A 22,032-nucleotide genomic window follows, 5' to 3' on the forward strand; every position below is an offset into this window, starting at 1 on the left:
CGGCGGCGGCTCGCAGGGGTCGGCCGGATCCGCGGCGGCCGAGGGCTCCGCGCCCGCGGAGGGCAGCGCCCCGGTCGAGGCGCCGGAGGAGACGCCCGCCGAGCCGGTGGCCGCAGAGCAGCACGATTATGAGACGGAATGGTTCTACGTCGACGTGCCCGACGGCTGGACCTACAGCGAGGGCGGCGAGGCGAGCACGTGGTACGTCGAGGGCCCCGTCGACAACGGCGACGGCACCGTGCAGTACCAGTTCCACGTCACCGGGCCCAACATCGGCATGGACGGCAACGTGGGCGGAGAGACCGTCATCGTGGGCGGCCCCTGGCAGGACCGCTACACCACGAACGTCGGCACCGCGCCCGACGGCAGCGGGGTGTACCTCTTCGCCGTCGGCGCGCCGTTCTTCGCCACCGACGGCCACTTCGAGGGTGACACGTTCGTCTCCGTCGCCAACGGCGTGACCGACCCCGACTTCGCCACCATCACCCTCAAGACCGAAGAGGCCGAAGCCGCGGCCGCGCAGCCCGCCGACGACGAGGCGGCGTTCGTCGCCACGGCCCGCGCCGCGCTCAAGGTGCCGGACGACCCGTCTATCACCTACACGGTCGGCGAGCCCACCTACTGGGAGGGCGCGGACGCGTACACCACCTACATCGAGTTCCAGCAGGACGGCGAGACCATCGCCTACGCGAACTGCTGGGACGACGGCACGCCCGCGCGCAACATCTACGCGTACACCGCGCCGCAGTAAGGCCGCGGGAGCGCGGCGGCGCCCGCGCCGCGACAAGCCCCTTTCGAAAGCAAACGATCAGAGGAGGAAGACCATGTTCTGCCCGAAATGCGGCAAGGAATCCCCCGAGGGCTCGGCATTCTGCCCGAGCTGCGGAGCCGCGCTCCCCACGACCACCGAGCCCGCCTCGGCCCCCGCGACTGAAGCCGCCGCACCCGAGGCACCCATCTACGAGGTGCCCGGCGAGCCCGCGAGCAGCGCCCCCGCTCCCGTCCGGGTAGCGCCCGCAGCGGCGCCCGCAGCGCCCGAGAAGCCCAAGAAGCGCTCCAAGAAGCCGCTCGTCGCCGCCGTCGCAGTCGTCCTCGTCGCGGCAGCGGGCTTTTCGGCGTGGCGCCTGCTCACCGCGAAGCCGGCCCACGTCGCCGAACAGAACCAGGGCGGCACCGCCGAGACCGTCTACGAGGACTTCGAGGTCGGCGAGGTCAGGCTCCTCACCGACGGGAACCTCGGCCCGCGCCTCGAGGTCTCGATCACCAACAACACCGGCGAGATCGCGACGGGCGTCGGCTTCGACGCGACCGGCGACATCGCCATCACCGACGAGTACGGCGACGAGGGCACCGTCAACGCCGACCTCAACCTCGTCGCCTGGGAGCCGGGCGTGTACGGCGGGGCCATCGCCTACCTCCAGCCCGGCGAGAACACGGTGACGATCATCCCGGAGTACCCCTCCGGCGTCGTGGCGAGCTACACCCCCGACCAGGGCGACACCCAGGAGTTCCAGCTCGACGAGGTCGAGAACATCGAGTTCGAGGTCGGCAGCACCCGCGGGCTCGGGAGCGGCGAGCAGCTCCTCGCCCCCGAGGACTGCGGCGTCGAGATCGAGCTCTCGCCCGACGGCTCCATCACGGGCTCCATCACCAACAACACCGACGTCCGCTGGCGCCGCGCGACCGTCCACCTGCGCGCCGAGAACGCCGACGGCACCCCCGCGACCTTAGGCTTCAACGACAGCACGAACGACGAGGCGTTCAACTACGGAGAGATCACGGTCGAGTACGTCCGCCCGGGCGAGACCGTCGACCTCGAGAAGGGCGCCAGCATGTACTACGACCCCGCCCGCGTCGTGGCGACCTATGTCGTCATCGAGGAGGACGTCTAGCGGGTTTCCGGGAACACCCCTCTATAGCGAAACGGGAGGCCGATGGCCTCCCGTTTCTTTTTTTCTCAGCGGCCCGGTGCGCCGCGCCGTTATTCGCCTGCGGCCTGGAGCTTACGCTCGAGAACGGCCACCTGACGGTTGAGCCGGGCGTTCGCAGCGGACAGGGCGAGCGCGCGGCCGCGCTCGTAGGCGCGCTGGCGCTCGCGCTCGGCGACCATCACGGCGATGTCGTGCACGTGCATGCCCGTGAGGTCGGCGACGCCGCCGTCGTCCACCCCGAGGTCGTGGAGGGCCTCGACGACGAGTGCCTCCATGGGATTGATGGTTGAAGTCTCCAACAAAATCACCTCCTTCGAAATCTTGTCGTTTCCGCCACGATACCCGTCTTCTCTGCACGCGAGCTCGGGATAGAAAACTCGCGATCACGCAGCTAAAACGCGTATGCGGTGCCTGGAAGCCCGCTGACAGCCCGATGCGGGCGAGCGCGTACGGTAGTGCCCGGCCGCTCACGCACGCGCCGTCAGCGCCGCTGGGCACCCCCTGAATCGCCGTATCCGCCGTCGCGCTCAAGCGCGGGATGGGGGTTCGAGGACGTGGTGCCCACGGACCCGCTCTCGCGAGCAACCTCGTCCAGCCTGCCGCTCAGCTTCTCGCGGAAGAACCTCGCCACGCCGCGCTGGATGCGGTTGGTGTTGCTCGCCTTCGGGTCAGCGCCCCACTGGGCGTCGCGCACGTCCTGATCGGACAGGCTGTTCAGCGTATCCATGCAGGTCTTCGCGGCGGCGTCGAACGCAGGACCGAGGTCCATCTCCCGGCGCATGAACGCCAGCACGTGGTAGGCGATGCTCGACGCGCGACCCACCACGCCGCCGAGGAACTGATCGATGAGCCCGCCCGCCTCCGTCTTCGCTTCTGCGTACGCCTTGGCGCGGGCGTCGGAGCGGATGTCGGCAGCGTCGCGCTCGGCCGCCCTTCGCACGCCCGCCGCGTCCCGGTGGGCGCGTTCGAGCTCCTCGTTCGCCGAAGCGAGGTCGGCGCTTCGCGCCTCGACGGCGCGGCTCGTCGTCTCGAGCTCCGTCTTGGCAACGCTCAGTTCGCGCCTCTTCTCTGCGAGCTCTTGGTCGAGGTTCGCGCTGCGCTCGTCGAACTCGGTCTCGCGGCTGTCGAGCTCGGCCGCACGCTCGTCGAGCGAGCGCTGGTCGACCTCGAGCTGCTGGATGCACTGCGCGACGAGGTCGGACTTCCCCTCGACGCCCCGCTGCGGCTCGTTGACGTCCTCGCCGCGCTCGTTCAGCACGAGCAGGCGCGGCTGCAGCTCGTCGCGAGCGTAGCGGCGGACGGCCTGGGCGCGGTCGCTCTCGTAGAGCTCGTCGCGCGCGGAGGCCGGCACGTCCGTGACCCACCACGCGCCCTCGGCGCTCGTGACGGCGCAGCCTTCGGCGTCGCCGCCCAGCGCGCCGGTCATGGCGGTGTCGAGCAGGGCGCGTGCCTGCTCGACGTCGAGCTCGCCGCTCTCGTCCTCGTACCGCGAGAGGTCGGCCCAGTCGCCGGTGAGGCCGGAGCCGTCGCCCTCGTAGACGAGCCGCCACAGCGCGAGCGCGTTGCCCGCGAGCTGCGCCGGCGTGAAGAGCTTGGCCGTCGTTGGCGGCTCCCAGCCCTCGCGGTCGATGGCGTTCGCCGCGCGCGCTCGGTTGAGCGCGCGATGGCTGCGCATGACGCGCATGGCGTGCGCGTCCTCGTCGGCCTTGAGCCGTGCCCGCGCGTCCTCGAGCGCCTGCTGGTCGAGGCCCAGCTGCTCACGATCATCGGCGAGCTTCGTGCGGTCGCTGTTCAGCTGCTCGCGGTCGCTCTCGAGCGCCTCACGATCATCGGCGAGCTGCGATTGGCCCTCGGCGAGCGTCGCCTGACCTTCTGCGAGCTGCGACTTGTCGGCATCGAGCCCCTCGCGCTCCGCCTGAAGCTCGCGCTTCTTCTTCGTTTCCCACTTGCGCACGCGCTTGAATTTGTTCGCGCTCATGCCCGCGGGCAGCACATCGTCGCCGTCGCGCTTGTGCTGCGCGGCCGACTTGTGCTCCGTGATGTCCCAGCCGCGAGACTTCATCTCGCGCACGAAGACGCGGTGCATCTCGCGGATGCGCCCGGGGCTCATCGTCTCGCGCGAGAGATAGTGCCCGTCCTCGGTCAGCATGCGGTCCGCGACGTGGATGTGAAGCCCGCAGTCGCCGAGCTCGTCTGAGCGCGTGAGGCCGCGCTCGGCCATCGCGCCCTCGTCGACGTGGACGGCGTACGCGTCGGGCTCGTGCCTCTTCCCGTGACCCATCCATATGCCGAGCGATTCGAGCGCGTCCTCGACGAACTTCTCGCGCGTCTTCGCGTCCCACGTCGCGACCTCCTCCTCGTCCGGCGTGATGATGAACGCGCCGCCGACGGGAGCGAGCGCGGAGAGCTTTCGCCCGCCCTCGGCCTGACGCTTCGCGGAGTACTCGTCGCGCTTCTGCACGAACCAGTCGGCGAGCGCCGCGCCCGACGTGCCGCACCCCTCCGGGAACGAGTACGTGTTCATGTGCGAGCGCGACGTGTCGAGGTTGTCCGACACGCTCGCGCGCTCGTCGCCGAACTCCTCGCATGCCTTGTCGTAAGGGATCGAGTTCTTCGAGCGGGGCGCGCCGGGGGCTGCGAGCTTCGCCGCGGTAACGCCGCATCCGAATGACATCTGTGACCATCTCCTTCCGCCATGAGGCGTGAACAGATCTCTTCGCGGGCATGAGCCCGTGAGCAACAACATCGCGAGCATCGGCTCGCAGGGACATGAGGCGCGGCTCACAACGCTCGCCGCGCTTGGCACGCAAAGGCGTGCGTGGAGCGAACGCGCCCGCTCGCGGAGCTCGCGTGCTCATGCGGGCATGGGCCCGCTGAGGCGAAAACGCTCGCTCCGAGCAACGGCTCGGGCTTCGCTCCGCACGCTTCGCGTGCTGACAAGACGCCCTCGGCGAGCCGAGTGCGTGCGCCAAGGGGCGCTGGGTTTGACGCTGCGGGAGAACCCCGCGGCGCAAACGTCTAAGATGTGCGCCCATAGACGTTTTTACGCCGCATGATGCGGCTCCAAAACGTCGATGGGCCTGCTCTCAGGGAGCTGCGCTCCCCGCCGCAGGGGCACCCCCTCGGCCGGCGACGATGCGCCGTCCCAAAAGCCGCTCGCACCGATGTGCTCGCCGCCTCGTGTCGCCGCGCCCGTCTTGTTGCTCGCGCGGATGCGCTCACAACGTCGACGGCGCGGCGACACATGCGCGGCCTCGCGTGCACTCACGCCCCACCCACGGGGGACTGCCGTGCTCGCTCGCCGCGCTGCGCGTGCGCGCCGTATGCGGGACTGATGCCCGCAGCGACGCTCACGCGCCCGAGCCCGCGCGACGGATGCGCTCGAGCTCGGAGCGCAGGCGCTCGTTCTCCGCTGCGATGCGCGCAGAAGCGAGCGCCTGCTCGAGCGTGTTGCGTTCGGCGTTCAGATTCTTCAGGCGTCGGCGATGATCCGCCTTCACCTTCTGAATCTTCGCGTCCTGATGCTCGAGAAGACCCTCGAGCTCTGCAACACGCTCCTCGGCCGCTTCGAGCCGCGTCTTCTCGACGCCGTCTTCCGCGCCCGCGGCGGACTTGTCCGCGACCCCGTCGGCACCCACGGCCGCCTCGTTCGCGGTCACGTCCGCCGTGCCCTCGCGCACATCGGCAGCATCCATAACGGTCTGCTGCTCGGTGCTCTCGGTCATCTGCTCGCTCATCGTCACATCACTCCTTAACGTCGTTCGCTGTTACTCTTCGCTCGTCGCGTGCGCAGCCTTCGCCGCACGCTTGAGGTCGTCCACCGTGGGATGCACTCGTGCATCCCACGCGCACGCGGCGCTCGCGCTCGCCGGCGGGCGGGATGGGCGCTAGGCGGCGGTCTCCTCCGTCGAGTCCCAGCGGATCTGCGGCGGCTTGAGGCCGGTCTCGCGGCCGTAGAGGTCGACGTACGCGCGCAGCACGTGGCCCATCGCCTCGACGGCACCGTCGGCGCCGAGTCCGGCCATGATGTCGCGCACCTGCTCGCGCAGGGCGTCCTCGATGCCGTCCTCGACGCTGCCGAGCTGGTCGAGCTCGTCTTGGTACTCCTGCTCAATCTCGTCAAAGACCGAATCGTCGACGAACCAGTCGTAATAATCTCTGGCGGCGCGCACCGCCTCGTTGGTGTAGGACGCGTCGAGCACGTCGCGAATCTGCTCCTGCACGTCGTCGAGCTCGGCGAACCCGCGGCGAAGACGCTGCAGGGCCTCGTCGGATGCGCCCGCGTGACGCAGCGCGTCGCGGAGCGCGCCGCGGCCGAAGTCGCGCATAGACACGACGTGGGTGGTGGGGATGGTCATGATGAAACTCCAATCGTTCGTTGAGGGTGGTTAGAAGCCCGCGCACCGCGCGAGGCGCGCGGGCTGGTTCGTGGAGGGTGAGCGCTAGGGCGCGCTCGGGGCGGGGTCGGGGCCGGGTGCCGGCTCGGCGGACTCCTGCGTGGCATCCTGCTGCGCGTCATCGGGCGGCGTGACCGCCTCAGAGCCTGCTGGCGGCTCGTTCGCATGGGCGGGCTCACCGGTGGACGCGGGGGCCTTCTCCTCGCCGTCAGCGGGCGCTGAGAGTAGGTCGGTCGCCTGAGCTGGGGTTTCGTTGCTCGTATCGTCCTCGCTGATGCGGAGAATATCGTCGGTCGTGACCCTCTGCATCCGGCTCAGCAGCTCGCTCCGGGCGCGATCGGGGTAGTCCGGCGTGAGGACGCACGGGCCGATGCCGGGCACGTGCAGCATCAGCTCACGGCCCGCGTGATTATTCGGCGCGTTGCGGCCCGTGCCGACGGGGGTGTAGTCGCCGATCGGGAACAGGCCCTCGCTTTTCAGCAGCGCGCTCACGCGACCAGCCGCGACCCACTCCCGCTCGGTCGCAGGCGCGCAATAGGGCTCGATGGGGTCGAGCTCGCCGCCCACGTCGGCGATGATGGACGCCCCGGAGGCCTCGACGGCATCCAACAGCGGCTTCGCCTCCTCGAACGTGCACGTAGACATGTCGTCGGGCATGGTCTCGGGCGTGTCATCGGAGCCGTTGTCACCGCCGTCGGGACCGTCGTCCACGCGGAAGAGCCACCCGCGCTTGCGGCTGTCAGGGAGCGTCGAGCGACGGCACCATGCATGGAGCTTCGCGGGCGTCCACTCGCCGCTCTCACGTCGCGTGCAGTACAGCGTCGCGTCCTCGAGGTACTGCGCCGACTCGTCCGGGTTGCAGTTCTTGCGGACGTCGTAGGCCGCACGTTTACCTGCGGAATCGCGGGGCACGTAGAACTTGTTGCCCTTCTCGACGATCTCCTCGAGACTGTCGCAGAACTTGGCTTTGCCGACAGGCTTGCCCGTCGGGTTGTTGTGCTGAGCCCAGCACTTGTACATGTCATATAGCTGCTCGAGCGGCGTCCTCTTGCCGAGCTTCGGCAGCTCCTCCTCGACGAACTGACGCAACGGGTCGGTCGCGAACTGGTACTTCTGTTTCGCGGCGAGCGTGTAGGCGTTCTCCTCGAACTTCCCAATGAAGTCCATCTCGGCGATGGCGTGGTAGTAGATCCAATTCACGACGGCCGGGTGCTTCGCCCAATCGCGCAACCGACGATCCTCGCGGCCCGCCCAGCTCTGCGTGAATTGGATGATGTACATGCGCGTGTACATGGCCTCGGACTTGTCGTTGAATCCAACTTCGCTGTTCAGGCACCAGATGCCGAGGGCATGGTTGCGCCACATGACGGCGCTCTTGTACAGGTCTCGGGACACAATGATGTCGTTCGTAATCCAGGCCTTGATATATCCGGAGTCGTTGACGTAGCCCGATGGGTTCGATTCGTCGCTCAACAGCACCGATGCACCGCGCGTCATGGTGACGTACTCGGGCTTTCCCATCTGGTCGAGCGCCGTACCTGCGATGACGCCGCGGCGGGCGTCTTCGTCGCCGTAGGCCTCGCGGATGATCTCCAGCGTGGTGCCCTTTCCGGCGCGCGGCTTTCCGTTGATAATCACGCCCTGCGAGCGGTCTACGGCGGGGGTCGCCGATGCCTGCACGACGCTCCACCATGCCTCGCGCCCGAGCGGGTCGGGCATGATCTGCTCGAGCCACGAGAGCGGGTCGAACGCCACGCCGCCGTGCTCCTCGGCCAAGGTCGGGTCGTCGTAGATGACGGTACCGTCCTCGCAGATGTAAGGGTAGGGCACGCGCTCGATGGTGCCATCCTCGTTGCAGCCGAACGTGAGGCCGGCGAGGCAACCATTGATGACGTCGTCATCGGTCATGCGGCGGCCGCGCTTCGTCACCGGGTCAATCATCCACCCACTGCCTAGCGCAACAAGACGCGAATCTTCGCGCTTCACGGAGATATGCGGCACGAGCTGCACGAGCTGCTTGTAGACCTCGATGGCCGTCTCGTGCGTGCACCCCGGAAGGAACGGCTGCACCATCTGCATGAGCTCGGGGCTCGCCTCTTTCGGGCCGAGGGGTGCCTCGATGATGCGGTACGGGCCCCGGTTCGACGTGTCGCGCTGCATCAACATGCCCTCGCCGCGCTCGCCGTCCACGCCGTAGATGTAACGGGAGCCGAACGACTCGCCCTCCCACATGAGCAGCTGGGCAACGATATAGGGCATCGAGAAATGGCCCGGATTGACGCGCTTATCGTAGTCGCGCTGATACAAGGGAATCATGCCCGAAGGCACCTTGGCCCACGGGTTCTTCTTCTGCTTCGGGTCGTAGACCCTCGTCTCGCGCTTGAGCACGGCGTCGATGACGGCCATGGACTCTTTCGCGCCCGGGAAGCGGCCGTCGGCCCACTTCTCGCAGTAGCGGCGGAACTCGGGCACGAGCTGTTCGCATGCGAACGCCGGCGGCATGATCTGCCGCTGATACGCCGCGTACTCGTCGTTCCAGCGCTCCATCTCGTCCTCGTCATCGAGCTTCTTCGGTAACGGCGGAAGATCGACCTTCATGTTCGTGGCTTTGGCGACGATGTCGTCGACCACGAGCTGCGAAACGCTGATCTGGAATAGCGACTTCGACATGATCTTGGGCTGGCGCGCGCGGATATAGCGGTTCACGCGGTAATAGCCGTCAGCGTCCGGCCCGTCGTCCTCCGACGCGGACTGAGCATTGAGGTCTATCGCCTCGTCGTCCGCTGCCACGGACTCGGGGGCGTCGTCGACCACATCGGTCGCGTCGGCAGACGTGTGCGCTGCGTGTTCTTCGCTATTAGTTCTACTTATAAGTATGTCCAAATCATTAGTTGTAGTAATATCACAACTAGGTTTGGTGTTGGGGTCCGTCCCGGATACGCTGGCAGGCGTGGGGCGGACTTCTTCCGTTTTATGCATAGGAAGCACCGCCCTCGATTAACCCTGCACAATGCAGCTGTTCAACCACTCTTTGAGCCACTCAACCGGGTACACGACGCGGCCGCCGAGACGCGCCCACTTCGGGCCGTTCTTCGAGCGACGGCAGCGCCAATTGCGCAGCGTGCCGACCGAGAGCGACAGCATCTCGGCGGCGCGGTGCTCGTCGACGGCGAGGACGTCGAGATCGTCAATGCTGACGATGAACGCCTTACCTTCCTTTGTTACAAGCGATGGAGTCGCCATGCGAAACCACACCCCCTTCTAGGGTCGGTTTCGGCAGCTCGACATTTACCAAAAAGCGGGGCTCGGTCGCCAGTCCTTCCGCGCTGTCGCGGTTCACCGCTGCACATCCTGTGCCGAGCGGTCGGCGAGTGCTCCGGCCGGACGACGAACCCCGGTGCTTATGGAGCGATGCTCTTCGAGACTTAGCGGGTGGTCATCCCGCCGCCCCTGCTGTATACGGTTCACGCTTAATGTATCACTACGCTCATCACGCGTCAATCGCATTTTGCGCTAGAATTGTATGTACATCAGACCTCTAAGGAGCATCTATGTCACGTCGACGTTTGGAAATCGGCGAAGACAACATCGCCGAATCGAAGCCGAGAAAATACACCAAGGAGAAAACCAAGACCGTCAATGGTCACAAGGTCACGTACAAGAAGACCTTTTGTGAAATGCAATGGTACATCAACCTCGACGGCACCGTATCGAAGCACTGCACCCGCACGGTCGGGAACGACACCCGCGCGTGCACGCAGCAGGCGCGGGCGCACGCGCGGAAGCTGCGCGACCTACACCTTCTGCCGGGCAGCGGCAACTGGAACATGTACAACGACATGGGCGAGTTCGTCGATAAGGTCTGCATCGCGAGCGTCAAGGCCAACGAGTACGCCTCGCCGCTCAGGCCGAGGACGCAGGCGCGCTACCTGCGCTGCCTCACTCTCTTCCATGAGCGCACGCAAGGCATGCTCATCAAGGATGCCATCGTGCCGGCGACGCTCAGCAGCATATTCAAGGATATTGCCGTGAATCACGGCAACCCGTCAGCAAAGCAGGCCGCCAAGATCGTGAGCCGTTACGTCATGGAGGTCGCGCGCAACCGGCAGGTCATTGCATCGAACCCGCTTCGCCCGCTCACGCTCGAGGTCACGGTGCCCGACGAGATGGTCAAGCCGCACCGCGGCGAGGACAAGCCCGAGGGCGGGCAGGCCTTGAGCGCGGAGGAGCGCCGCCGCGTGGTCAACCACCTGCTCAAAATGGATCCGAATGCGCCCGCGCGAAAGCGCTGGTCCGCCGAGCAGATGACCGCGAAACGGCTCAACCTGATCGACATGACGCTCACGCAGGCCACCTGCGGCCTTCGCGTCGGCGAGTGCCGCCTGCTCAAGCGCGAGAACGTCTACACGCGCGACGGCATGTTCATTCTCGAGGTGCTGCCCGAGGCGTCGAAGACCAAGCGTGGCCGCGAGGTGCCCGTCTTCGACGAGCGCGTGGTCAAGCGCCTGCGCCGCCGCCTGCGGAGACTCCCGAAGGAGCCCGACACCCCGCTGTTCCCCACGCCCGTGACCGGCAAGGTGTGGGAACGTGGTAACTGCCAGAAGGCCGTCCGCGCGTTCTACGACGAGCTCGCAGACGAGCTCGACATCCCGCTTCTGCGCGAGGTGGGCACGCACGTGTGGCGCACAACGCTCAACTCCGAGTGGGCTGACAAGCACGTGCCGGTCGAGCGCCGCGCTGCCTACTTCGGCCACTCGCCCGAGATGAACCGGTCTCGCTACACCGACTTCACCGACCTGACGGCGCTCCGCGAGCAGGTGAAACAGGGTTAAATTCCGTGAAAGTCTCGCAAAGTTGTATGTACGATTGTATGTACATCAGGCGGTGAAACATGGTGAAATGGGGTTAAATAGCGTGAAAAGCGAAACTGCGATTTATCAGGTGAAATACTGTGACAGGGTGCTTTATCAGGCGATATTATTTAAGCCCATCATAACCCGGAGGTCGTAGGTTCAAATCCTGCCCCCGCGACCAAGAACTTTAAACTACCTGCGGAAACGCAGGTAGTTTTTTATTATATCGAAATGCCGTACGGTATATGTCCCTACTTTTTCCTTCGAACAACATAGCTCCAGCCGTTTCAAGCTCACACCGCACTGCTACCCCCCATGTGGCAGCGGCATACACCCAGCAGATTCCATAGATTCCCTAGGGTATACTTAGAAGAAATTTCTTCTATCGGGAGGTTTCTATGCCCCAGATCGTACCGGTGAGCGATTTTCGGGCAGACGTGAAGAGCGTTGCCCAGTATACGGATGCCGGCGAGGTTGTCGTACTCACGCAGAACGGGCGCCCCCGTTGGGCGATGGTCGACTACGACGAGTGGAACGCGTCGGCGCGCGAGCAAGAGCGCATGATCGCGCGATCGATTCTCGAGACGGAGGCGCGCGAGGCGAAGGGCGAGCTGCGTGCGCTATCGGCGGATGAATGGCGCGCTCGCCGAGCGCAACGACGCGAAGAGCAGTAAGCATGTGGCAGTGGGAAATCACTGAGGACGCAGCATGCGACCTGGAGGACATCTGGGACTACGTGTACTCGTACAGCGGGGACGAGGACCGCGCCGATGCGGTGCTCGATGGCCTTGAAGCGCTCTTCAATGCGATATGTCGCAATCCCTACGCGCATGCCATCTACCAGTTTCCCGATGGCTACCTGCCGGCACACGAATACCGAAGCGCGAACTACGGTCGCTACAAGGCGTTTTATCGAACGGATGAGCACCGCAAGATAGTGCTGGTATACCGCGTGCGCCATGTGGCCTCCGACTTTACCCGCGTCGCATTCTAGCCGTCCGGCGACATCGCGTTGGTTACAGCCAGCTCAGCGTTAGAACTCGATGAGGTCGGCGACGCAAGACCGGGCTCCCGCCGCTTTTCTGTGCCAGGCATCCCGTTCGCCCGGCTCTGTTCGACCGTCTAACTCAATACAGCGCCCATCAACGATGCTCAACGTGGGAGATCTGTCTCGACGCGATGCTAGCATCATTTCGCCAGCGAAGTCCGCGTGCGGGCGGCGCTTCTCGAGAGAGGGGCAAAGCCTATGAACACGTTTCTGGAAATCCTTCGTGCCATCGCATCCATCGCGAGCATAGCCCGTTTGATACGCGAACTATGGAAGGAACATAAGCACAAAGCGGATAGCGAAGGGAGATAAAAAAGCCCGGCTGGCACCGGGCTTTTGAATCGTTAGCACCTGCGCCGCCCGCGCCTCGTTAACCACGAACGGGCTTCGCTGGTACTTGTTCGATTATACCCAACCGGGTTCATCGATTACAAGGCTCCCGCTCACCCCTACAAATCCGCCGCCGTGACGATCTCCTGCGGGATGAGCCGATCGGCCTCGAGCAGCGCCTCGAGGTAGCGCGCCTGGTCGTCCGTGAGGTACGGCCGCAGCAGCGCGAGGCCCGGCTCGTAGGGAACGTGCTGGTCGACCGCCTCGTTGTCGAGCGGGTTCGGTCGGCGCTTCATCGCGCGCGCGAGCATGAGCCGGTACGCCGGGACGAACGGCTCCACCGTCACGTCCTCGCGCCCGTCCGTCAGCTCCACCAGGCTCGCCAGCAAATCGAACCCGGCCCGGTCGAGGTCGCCCCAATACCTGAGCGTGACTTGCTCCGCGCCCAGGCTCTCCAGGCAATCGCGCAGCTTGGAGGCACCTCGCACGAGATGCCCGTTGCCGAAGATCGCCCCGTGCACGCGCTTGCCCAGGATGCGCTTGCGCCCGTGCAGGTAGAGGGCGTCGCGCACGTTGCTCCACGGGTCGAGGTTCTCGGAGACCACGAGCTTGAGGTGCTTCTTCGGCTTCGGGACGTAGTACACGACCTCGACTTTCGGCGTCTGCTTGCACCGCAGCAGGTTCGCCACGCCCATGAGGCGGAAGAGCTTCGTCCCCTCGCCCTCGATGGCGAGGAACTTCTCGTTGCCGAAGATGCGATACGAGAGCTCGCGGCGCGTGAGGGTGCCGTCGCCGATGGTCGGCTCGCCGTCGATCGCCGCGCTCAGGGCGCGCAGCTCGCGCTCGAAGGCGGTGTACGCGGAGGGCGTGCTGAGCAGCCAGCCGTTGATCCACAGGCGCGGGTCGAGGTCGATGATCTTGAGGCGGATCGCGTTGAGCTCCGGCGTCTGCTTGCGCACGCACGCCGCCTTCGCGAGGGCGTTCGACTCGCGCGGGCGCGGCGTGGCGGGGTCGCGCGGCGCGGGGGCTCCGGGGCGGTCGGTGGATGTGGGGGGACTTGGCGGTGGGCTGATCGACGGGTGCGGGCTGGTTGGCCGCCGCGGGCTGCTCGGAGGCGTCCCGGTCGCCGCGCCGGCCGCGCGCCCGGCGCTTCGCGGGCTTCGCAAGGTCGGTCGAACCCTGGGCGGACGGCCCGGCGAGCTCCGTCGCGCCGCGCACCGCCAGCTGCTGGGAGAGCTCGCCGATCGCGTACCCGCCGTCGACCGCGACGAGCACCCCGGCCTCGACGAGCTGCTCGAGCGCGCTGCCGTCGTCCCCGTAGGCGGCGAGGATGCGCGTGAGCTCGTCCTCGTCCATCGTTTCCTTATGCAGGCGCACCATCTTGCTCGCGATCCCGCCCGACGCGCTCCGCAGCGCGACCGGCAGGTTCTTGCTCAGCGCCTTCGTGAGCGCGGAGAGCGTTCGCTGCTCCTGCTCCGTGAGCTTCTGTGCCATGAGGCTCCTTCCTGTGAACCCATCCATGATACCGCCGAGTCATTGGGGACGGGTTCAATTGACTCAGCGAGTCAATGGGGACGGGTTCAAATGACTCAGTGAGTCAAACGAACACGTCCCCAATGACTCAGTGAGTCAAACGAGCACGTCCCCAATGACTCAGCGAGTCAAACGGACCCGTCCCCAATGACTCATGTGCTAGGATGGCGGCTTGCGGTTAGGAGGAAGCCTTGGACCTGTTCATGCGCATCGCGCTCGGAACGCGCGCGCTCGTGCGGAAAGACCCCGTGCTCGTCATCGCCATCGTGCTTGCGCTCGCGTCGTGCGCCGTCGTCCCGCCCGACGCCGCCTATACCGACTACGTCGACCTCCGCACCATCGGCATGCTCTTCAGCCTCATGACCATCATGACCGGCCTCTCGCGCCTCGGCGTCTTCCGCATCGCTTGCCGCAAGCTCCTCGGCGTGGTCCGCGGCCCTCGGCGCCTTGCCCTCGCGCTCACGCTGCTCGCCTTCTTCTCGAGCATGCTCATCACGAACGACGTCGCCCTCGTGACGTTCGTTCCCTTCGCGCTGCTCGCCCTCGGCTCGCTCGGCGACGCGCGCCACACCTGCTTCACCATCGTCATGATGACCATCGCGGCGAACCTCGGCAGCATGCTCACGCCCATCGGCAACCCGCAGAACCTCTACCTCTACAGCGCCTCGCACATGGGGATCGTCGAGTTCGTGCTGCTCATGCTGCCCTATGCGGCCGCCTCGCTCGGGCTGCTCGTGGTGGCCATCGCGCTCTTCGGCAAGCTGCAGGAGAACGGCACGGGCAGCGGCGCCCATGGCACCGCGCGCGCGAACACCCGCGACGTCGAGCCCGCGCTGCCCGCGAGCGCCACCGCTGCCACCGACGCGCTCGACCCCGCCCCCTCGCCGCTGCGCATCGCCCCGTGGGCGGCGCTCTTCGCCCTCGCCCTGCTCTCGGTCGCGCGCATCGTCCCCTACCAGGCCACCGTCGCGGCCGCCGTCGCCGTCGCGCTCCTCGCAGACCGCCGCGCGCTCCTGCACGTGGACTACGCCCTGCTTCTGACCTTCGTCGCCTTCTTCGTGTTCGTGGGCAACGTCGGTCGCATCGGGGCCATCGACGCCTTCCTGGCGCAGATGATCGACGGCCACGAGCTCGCGGTGTCCGTCGCGGCGAGCCAGGTGCTCTCGAACGTGCCCGCTGCGCTGCTGCTCTCCGGCTTCACGTCCGCCTGGTCGGCGCTCATCGTGGGCACGAACCTCGGCAGCTTGGGCACGCTCATCGCCTCGATGGCGAGCCTCATCTCATACAAGCAGGTCGCGCTCGTGCTCCCGCGCGAGAAGGGGCTCTACTTCAAGCTCTTCACCGTGTGGAACGTCGCGTTCCTCGCCGTGCTCGCGGCGCTCGCCGCGGCGATCTTCTAGGACGGAGCGGCGGCGGGCGAACATCCCGCGCGCCCGCGCCCCATCCCGCGCTTGCGCTCCAGCCCGCGCCACCGTAACGCCTCGACGCCCGCATCCCCCCACCCCATTCGTCCCTCGTCGCCACCCCCACGGATTCTGCTACCATCTGCTTGCGCTACGCCGCATACCGCGCGCACGGGAAGGGAGCAGGGACACGTGAGCCGCACGAACACGACGGATACCGGCCGAAACGACATTGCGAGGGCAGCCGAGCTCCCGCGCCGCACCAATAAATGGGTCGTCCTGTTCACCGTCGTCATCATGACGTTCATGTCCACCCTCGACAGCAGTATCGTCAACGTCGCCGCGCCCTCCATCCAGCGCGAGCTCGGCGCCACCGCCAGCCAGATCCAGTGGGTCTCGAGCATGTACCTGCTCGTCTGCTGCGTCACCGTGCTCGTGTTCGGCCGCCTGGGCGACCTGTACGGCAAGGTGCGGCTCTTCCAGCTGGGCGTCGTGCTGTTCTCGTTGGGCTCGCTTCTGTGCGGGCTCTCCTCCACGCTCGTCATGCTCATCGGCGCGCGCGTCGTGCAGGGCTTCGGCGCCTCGTGCGCCATGGCCAACAACATGGGTATCGTGACCGAGGCCTTCCCCAGCCGCGAGCGCGGGCGGGCGCTCGGCATCGTGGGGACGTTCGTCTCGCTCGGCCTCATGTGCGGCCCCGTGGTGGGCGGCGTGCTTGTCGCGGTGTTCCCGTGGGAGTCCATCTTCCTCATCAACGTGCCCATCGGCGCGGCGTCGTTCCTCATCGGGCTCAAGACGCTGCCGCGCGAGACGGGGATGGCGGGCGAGCATGCCGCGGCGGGCGCCGACCCCTCCCCCACGAGCGCCCCCGACGCCGGCGCGCGCTTCGACATCCCCGGCGCGCTGCTCATGGCGCCGGCCATCTTCCTCGTGTTCTTCGCCATCAACGCCGCGGGCTCGGGGTCGCTCGCGCTCGCCGGCGCGCTGCTCGCGGGCGGCCTCGTGCTCCTGGCGGCCTTCGTCCGCGTGGAGCGCCGCGCGCAGACCCCGCTCGTGCGCATCGAGCTCCTGCGCAACCCGGTGTTCAGCCTCAATCTCGTCGCGATGTTCTGCTGCTACCTCGCCGTGGGCGCGACCGAGTTTATCCTGCCCTTCTACCTGCAGGACGCCTGCGGCTACGCGTCGGACGTCGCGGGGCTCGTCATCACCGCCATCCCCGTGGCCATGGCGCTCGCGAGCCCGGTGGCCGGCGCGCTCTCGGACCGCATCGGCACCACGATCCCCTGCTTCGCGGGCCTCGTCGTCTACAGCGCGGGCATCGCGCTCGCGGGCATGCTCCCCGCCGGCGCGCCCATCCTGCGCATCTACCCCACGCTCATGTTCATGGCCCTGGGCGACGGGCTCTTCGAGTCGCCGAACAACTCGCGCATCATGGGCTCGGTCGACCAGAAGGACCTGGGCTTCGCCGGCAGCCTGGGCACGCTCGTGCGCTACATGGGCATGTCCGCCGGCGTGACGGGCGGCACCGCGCTGCTCTACGGGCACATGAGCGAGGTCGCGGGCTTCCCCGTGAGCGGCTTCATGCCCGAGTGGCCGGAGCTCTTCATGGAGGGATTCGCGTTCGCGTTCCTCGCCATCGCGGCGACGGTCGCGGCGGGTGCCGTGCTCACCGTGGTGGGAACGGTCATCAAGCGCCGCCAGCGCAAGCAGCGGGCTGCGCGGGCGTAGGAGCGCGGGCGCGCGGGCAGGTGCGCGCGGGCAACATGGGTTGAACAGAACACGTCCCCAAACGCGCGCAGGCGGGCGAGAAGCTCACCCAGCCAACGAAAAGGGCGCGGCGACCAGGAGATTCCCTGATCACCGCGCCCTTCGCGCTATCTATGGTTCAACGCGGGACCGTTCAACGGGGCCGCGCCAACCGGGGCTCATTCACCGACGCTCGGCGAAATCCGACCGATGAGTCAATCGAACCCGTCCCCGATGACTCAACGAGCCAATCGAACCCGTCCCCATTGACTCGCTGAGTCAATTGAACCCGTCCCCAATGACTCAGGCGCGCTCGGTGGTGCCGGCGGCGGGGGCGTCGGCGTGCTGGCCGTGGCCATAGCGCGCGAGGCCCATCTGCGACCACTCGGGCTCCTCGTCCGGCAGCGAGCCGGCCTTCTTGGTGAAGAGCTCCTTCAGGCAGTTGTACGCCACGATGACGCCCAGGATCACGATGAGGATCGCGAAGACGAGCTGCAGGCCGGACGTCGCGATGACCGCCATGCCGGAGGTCTGCAGCGCGTTCACGCAGCCGATGATGCTCTGCACGAGCGAGGTGAAGGTGCTCGCGAGCAGGAACGCCACGGGCACGTAGAGCATGAAGCCCTTGCGGCCGGTGCACTTGCAGAACACCGCGAGCGTGATCATGGTCATGCCGCCGAGCAGCTGGTTCGAGGCGCCGAAGAGCGGCCAGATGTTGTTGTAGCCGCCGAAGGCGAGGGCGAGGCCCAGCGCCAGGGTGAGCACCGTCGCGACCCAGGTGTTCGAGAACACCTTCGCCGCACCGGTCGCGTTCGCGCCGGCATCCTCGGCTGCGTCGTTCGTCTTGGCGAAGAACTCCTGGAACGAGAGGCGACCGATGCGCGCCACGGCGTCGACCGACGTGAGCGCGAGCGCCGACACGCACATGGTCATGAACACGGAGGCCAGCGTGCCGTTCACGCCGAAGGCCGCCATGCCGTTCGCCACGCCGGTGGAGAAGATCTTGAACGGCGTGCCCACGGCCGCGCCGCCGGCGCCGGAGGTGTTCATCGCGGTGAACATGATACCCGCGACCACGATGGCGAGCACGCCCACGAAGGACTCGAGCACCATGGCGCCGTAGCCCACGGGCAGCATGTCCTGCTCCTTCTCAACCTGCTTGGAGGAGGTGTTGGTGGAGACGAGGCTGTGGAAGCCGGAGAGGGCGCCGCACGCAACGGACACGAAGAGCAGCGGGAACACGTAGCTGCCGTTCTCGGCGAGGGCGGAGAAGTCGGCGACCATGGGCGCGGTCATGGTGGCCTCGCCCTTCGCGCCGAGCACGAAGATGCCGAGCACCGCGCACACGATCATGACGATCATCATGATGCTCGTGAGGTAGTCGCGCGGCTGCTTCAGGGTCTGGATGGGCATGGCGGCCGCGAAGAGCAGGTAGACCATGATGACCGCGAACCAGCCGTACTTATCGAGGTACACCGGGAACTGCATGCCCACGGCGAACATGGCCACGAAGAGCGCGACCGCGAGCACGAACTCCTTCCAGCCGGAGAGGCCGAAGCGGCGGTTGATCCAACCGAAGGCGATCGCCACGAAGGTGAAGAGGATCGAGATGGTGCCCGCGGCGCCGCCCGAGTACGACGCGGCGGTGTCCACGGCGCCCGAGGCGTCGAAGGTCGCCATGAAGGTGCCCGCGACCATGTCCACGAACGCCGCGATGACGATGATGGTGAAGAGCCAGCTGAAGAGCAGGAACAGGCGGCGACCCGTGCGGCCGATGTACTTCTCGACGAGCTGGGCGAGCGACTTGCCGTTGTTCTTCACGCTCGCGTAGAGCGCGCCGAAGTCGTGCACGGCGCCGAAGAAGATGCCGCCCACGAGCACCCACAGCAGCACCGGCAGCCAGCCGAACATCATGGCGGCGATGGTGCCCGTCACAGGGCCCGCGCCGCAGATGGAGCTGAACTGGTGCGAGAACGCCGTGAAGCATGAGGCGGGCGAGAAGTTCTTGCCGTCCTCCATGCGCTTGGCGGGCGTGAGCGCCTCGCGGTCGACGCCCCAGGTGCGGGCGAGCCATCGTCCATAGAGCAGGTAGCCGGCGGCGAGCACCACCGCAGCCACCGCGACGACGATCATTCCGTTCATTTCACGATCCTTCCCTTTGGAGCTCCCGAAGCGATGCGATCCACATCCGCCGCCGTGCGCATCGGCAGCGGGCATTCGCGCGAGCGCGGGCAGATACAAAAAAAACGAGGGCCTCGATATACGACGGCCCTCGTCTCACAGCCGCCCGCGAAGCGCGCGGGCTGGCAGTATCCAACCCGCGCTAGCTAATAATCTCACCCGAAATTAGTAGGTAAGCATGCATCGCAGAGCAACCTCTCGTTCCGATCGGGCGCGACCCCGTGCCGCGTCCCAACGCCCGTAGGCGAAGATGATTGTGTCGCTTTAGTTGAGTGGAGTCAAGAAATGTTACAGGACTGTTGCGGGCTGACACGTCGTCAAGGAGCCGCCGGAGGTGAGTCATTGGGGACGGGTTCGTTTGACTCAGTGAGTCAATTGAACCCGTCCCCAATGACTCACGCGAACAGACGGCTGGCGGCCTCCACCTGCTCGGCGGTGCCCATGAGCCCCACCGCGTCGCCCGCGCACAGCCTGGTCTCGGCATCGATGAAGAGCGTCACCTCGCCGTCGCGGCGCAGGGCGACAGCGTTCGCCCCGGTCTGCGCGCGCAGGTCGAGCTCGCCGAGCGTCCGCCCCGCCGCGATGCTCCGCGCGTCCACGGGCACCCACTCCAGCTCCACCTCGGAAAGCGAGGCCGCAAGCCGCGCGAACGCGCGCCGCCGCGCCGCCTGGGCGCCGTCGCCCAGCGCCTCGTACCCGCTCGCGCGCAGCTCGTTCGCATAGCCCTCGATCTGGCGCGGCGTGTAGCCCAGGTCGATCATCGTGTGCCGCATGAGCTCGATGCCGCCCTCCAGCTCCGGCCGCACCACCTCGTTGGCACCCGCCGCCACGAGCGCGGCCAGCCCGTCCGCGTCCGCCGCGCGCGTCACGATGTGCAGCCCGGGCGCGAGCGAGCGGGCCTCGTGCGCGATGACCTCGGCCGCCGCGTCCCCGCCGCCCGCGATCACGAGCACGCGCGCGCCATCCAGGTGCGCATGCGCCAGGATCTCGGAGTTCGCCGCATCGCCCACGAGCGCGCAGAGCCCGTCGGCCTCCGCCTCCTCGGCCACCTCGAGCTCGCGCTCCACCACGAGGCACGGGACGTCCAGGTTGTGCAGCACCTCGGTCACGCAGCGGCCGGCGTTGCCGTACCCCACCACGACCACGTGCCCGTGCAGGTCGCTCGCCGGCTCCTCGAAGCGGTGCACGTGGCGCTCGTACAGCGCGGCGAGCCGCCCGTGGGCGCGGATCCAGCGCTCGAGCGGGTCGATGAGCTTGAACGCGAACGAGTTGAGCGCAATCGACACCACCGCGCCGCCCAGGATGAGCGTGTACTGCTCGGACGAGAGCACGCCCAGCGCCATGCCCGTCTGCCCGATGATGAACGAGAACTCGCCGATCTGCGAGAGCCCCGCCGCCACGGTGAGCGTGCCGCGCAGGCCGGCGGAGAGCACCACGCCGAGCACCATGTTGATGAGCCACTTGCCCACCATGATGAGCGCCACGAGCGCGATGAGCTCGCCCACGTGCGCCGCGAGCGTGACGGGGTTCACCATCATGCCCACTGAGGCGAAGAAGATGATGGAGAAGAGGTCCTTGAAAGGGATGGCCTCGGCCGCGATGCGGTGCGACAGCTTGGAGCCGCTCACCACCACGCCGGCCAAAAACGCCCCGAGCGCCACCGAGAGGTCGAAGACGAGCGCCGCCGCCATGGCCGTGCCGAGGGCGATGACCACCACCGCCAGCTGGAAGAGCTCGGCCGGGCAGAAGCGCGCGATGCGCCCGAGCACCCACGGCAGCAGGCGCGAGCCTACCACGAGCATGAGCAGCACGAACGCCACCGTCTTGGCGAGCGCCCAGGCGAGGCCCGACGCGAGCTCCGCGCCCGAGGTCTCGCCGGGGCCGAACACCACGGGCAGCACCACCAAGATCACGACCGTGGCGAGGTCCTCGACGATGAGCCAGCCCGTGGCCACGCGGCCGCCGTGCGTCTGGTAGAGGCCGGCGTCGGTAAGGTTCTTGATGAGCACCACCGTCGAGGCGATGCTCACCGAGAGGCCGAGCATGATGCCCGCCTGCGGCGTCCAGCCGAACGCGAGCGCGAGCGCGTAGCCCGCCGCGGTGCCCACGGCGATCTGCAGGATGGCGCCCGGCACCGCGATGCCCTTCACCTCGAAGAGATCCTTGAGCGAGAAGTGCAGGCCGGTGCTGAACATCATGAACATGACGCCCACTTCGGCCAGCTGGTTCATGGCGTGCGAGTCGCCGATGAAGCCCGGCGTGAAGGGGCTCACCACGAGCCCGCCGACGAGGTAGCCCACGATGGGCGGCAGGCGCAGGGCGCGCGCCACGAGGCCGCCCGCGAAGGCGGCGACGAGCGCGAACACGAACGTCATGAGCAGAATGGTGTCTCCGTGCATGGGTCTCCTATGGGGTTCTTGGGGTGGTGGCCGTCAAAAGGCGAAACGCCGCCGCTCCGCGGGGCGCAGACATCGCGATATGGTTGGTGTACCCCGAAGCGCGCCGATTCATCCGGGGGCGGGGTGAGTCATTGGGGACGGGTGAGACAGTGGGGACGGGTTCAAATGACTCACCGAGTCAAATGAGTCATTGGGGACGGGTTCAATTGTG

General features: G+C 67.0%; 16 protein-coding genes. 7 read left to right on the forward strand and 9 right to left on the reverse strand.

Going from position 1 to position 22,032, the window contains the following annotated elements; genetic code table 11:
- Both BN423_RS10890 and BN423_RS09335 read left to right on the forward strand, forming a co-directional pair.
- The coding region (locus BN423_RS10890; protein ID WP_043360050.1) for a hypothetical protein at positions 1-751 on the forward strand (751 nt) is incomplete at its 5' end.
- A gap of 73 nt (positions 752-824) precedes the next feature.
- The gene (locus tag BN423_RS09335) at positions 825-1,892 is read left to right on the forward strand and encodes a zinc ribbon domain-containing protein (RefSeq protein ID WP_026089068.1); all 1,068 of its coding nucleotides are present in this window, start codon (positions 825-827) and stop codon (positions 1,890-1,892) included.
- Positions 1,893-1,981: 89 nt separating this feature from the next.
- Here BN423_RS09335 and BN423_RS09340 read toward each other — a convergent pair whose 3' ends face one another.
- The 6 genes from BN423_RS09340 to BN423_RS09365 form a co-directional block, all read right to left on the reverse strand.
- Positions 1,982-2,233 (reverse strand): hypothetical protein, encoded by a 252-nt coding sequence (locus BN423_RS09340; protein ID WP_232385559.1) that lies wholly within the window; start codon positions 2,231-2,233, stop codon positions 1,982-1,984.
- Positions 2,234-2,412: 179 nt separating this feature from the next.
- The gene (locus tag BN423_RS11035; RefSeq protein ID WP_026089069.1) at positions 2,413-4,605 is read right to left on the reverse strand and encodes a hypothetical protein; all 2,193 of its coding nucleotides are present in this window, start codon (positions 4,603-4,605) and stop codon (positions 2,413-2,415) included.
- 676 nt (positions 4,606-5,281) lie between these two features.
- A complete protein-coding gene (locus BN423_RS09350; RefSeq protein WP_019239989.1) occupies positions 5,282-5,668 on the reverse strand; it encodes a hypothetical protein in 387 nt (128 codons plus the stop codon).
- Between the two features lie 150 nt (positions 5,669-5,818).
- Positions 5,819-6,289, reverse strand: a complete 471-nt coding sequence (locus tag BN423_RS09355) for a hypothetical protein (protein ID WP_019239990.1) — start codon at positions 6,287-6,289, stop codon at positions 5,819-5,821.
- 84 nt (positions 6,290-6,373) lie between these two features.
- Positions 6,374-9,142, reverse strand: a complete 2,769-nt coding sequence (locus BN423_RS09360) for a primase-like DNA-binding domain-containing protein (protein ID WP_020424318.1) — start codon at positions 9,140-9,142, stop codon at positions 6,374-6,376.
- 183 nt (positions 9,143-9,325) lie between these two features.
- A complete protein-coding gene (locus BN423_RS09365) occupies positions 9,326-9,571 on the reverse strand; it encodes a helix-turn-helix transcriptional regulator (protein WP_019239991.1) in 246 nt (81 codons plus the stop codon).
- Positions 9,572-9,879: 308 nt separating this feature from the next.
- On the opposite strand from BN423_RS09365, the gene BN423_RS09370 reads away from it, so the two are divergent.
- The 3 genes from BN423_RS09370 (at position 9,880) to BN423_RS09380 (ending at position 12,175) form a co-directional block, all read left to right on the forward strand.
- Positions 9,880-11,160: a tyrosine-type recombinase/integrase gene (locus BN423_RS09370; RefSeq protein WP_232385560.1), complete on the forward strand. Its 1,281-nt coding sequence runs from the start codon at positions 9,880-9,882 to the stop codon at positions 11,158-11,160.
- Positions 11,161-11,579: 419 nt separating this feature from the next.
- Positions 11,580-11,855 carry a type II toxin-antitoxin system prevent-host-death family antitoxin gene (locus BN423_RS09375; RefSeq protein ID WP_019239993.1) on the forward strand — a complete coding sequence of 92 codons (276 nt, stop codon included), beginning with the start codon at positions 11,580-11,582 and terminating at the stop codon, positions 11,853-11,855.
- A 2-nt stretch (positions 11,856-11,857) separates the two neighbouring features.
- A complete protein-coding gene (locus BN423_RS09380; protein WP_019239994.1) occupies positions 11,858-12,175 on the forward strand; it encodes a type II toxin-antitoxin system RelE/ParE family toxin in 318 nt (105 codons plus the stop codon).
- A 503-nt stretch (positions 12,176-12,678) separates the two neighbouring features.
- Here the strand turns inward: BN423_RS09380 and BN423_RS09385 are convergent.
- On the reverse strand, positions 12,679-13,518 hold the full coding sequence (locus BN423_RS09385) for a hypothetical protein (RefSeq protein WP_019239995.1): 840 nt from the start codon (positions 13,516-13,518) through the stop codon (positions 12,679-12,681).
- A gap of 765 nt (positions 13,519-14,283) precedes the next feature.
- Between BN423_RS09385 and BN423_RS09395 the strand changes: the two genes are divergently transcribed.
- Both BN423_RS09395 and BN423_RS09400 read left to right on the forward strand, forming a co-directional pair.
- Positions 14,284-15,492, forward strand: a complete 1,209-nt coding sequence (locus BN423_RS09395) for an SLC13 family permease (RefSeq protein ID WP_019239997.1) — start codon at positions 14,284-14,286, stop codon at positions 15,490-15,492.
- 195 nt (positions 15,493-15,687) lie between these two features.
- Positions 15,688-17,223 (forward strand): MFS transporter, encoded by a 1,536-nt coding sequence (locus tag BN423_RS09400; protein ID WP_019239998.1) that lies wholly within the window; start codon positions 15,688-15,690, stop codon positions 17,221-17,223.
- A 321-nt stretch (positions 17,224-17,544) separates the two neighbouring features.
- Here the strand turns inward: BN423_RS09400 and BN423_RS09405 are convergent, their stop codons facing one another.
- Entirely contained in the window at positions 17,545-19,383 is a 1,839-nt protein-coding gene (locus BN423_RS09405) for a carbon starvation CstA family protein (RefSeq protein WP_019239999.1), read from the reverse strand.
- A 434-nt stretch (positions 19,384-19,817) separates the two neighbouring features.
- Complete coding sequence (locus BN423_RS09410; protein ID WP_019240000.1) at positions 19,818-21,821, reverse strand: cation:proton antiporter domain-containing protein; 2,004 nt, start codon at positions 21,819-21,821, stop codon at positions 19,818-19,820.
- Positions 21,822-22,032 lie beyond the last annotated feature (211 nt).

This window comes from Enorma timonensis, assembly GCF_000321165.1.
Lineage (GTDB): Bacteria > Actinomycetota > Coriobacteriia > Coriobacteriales > Coriobacteriaceae > Enorma.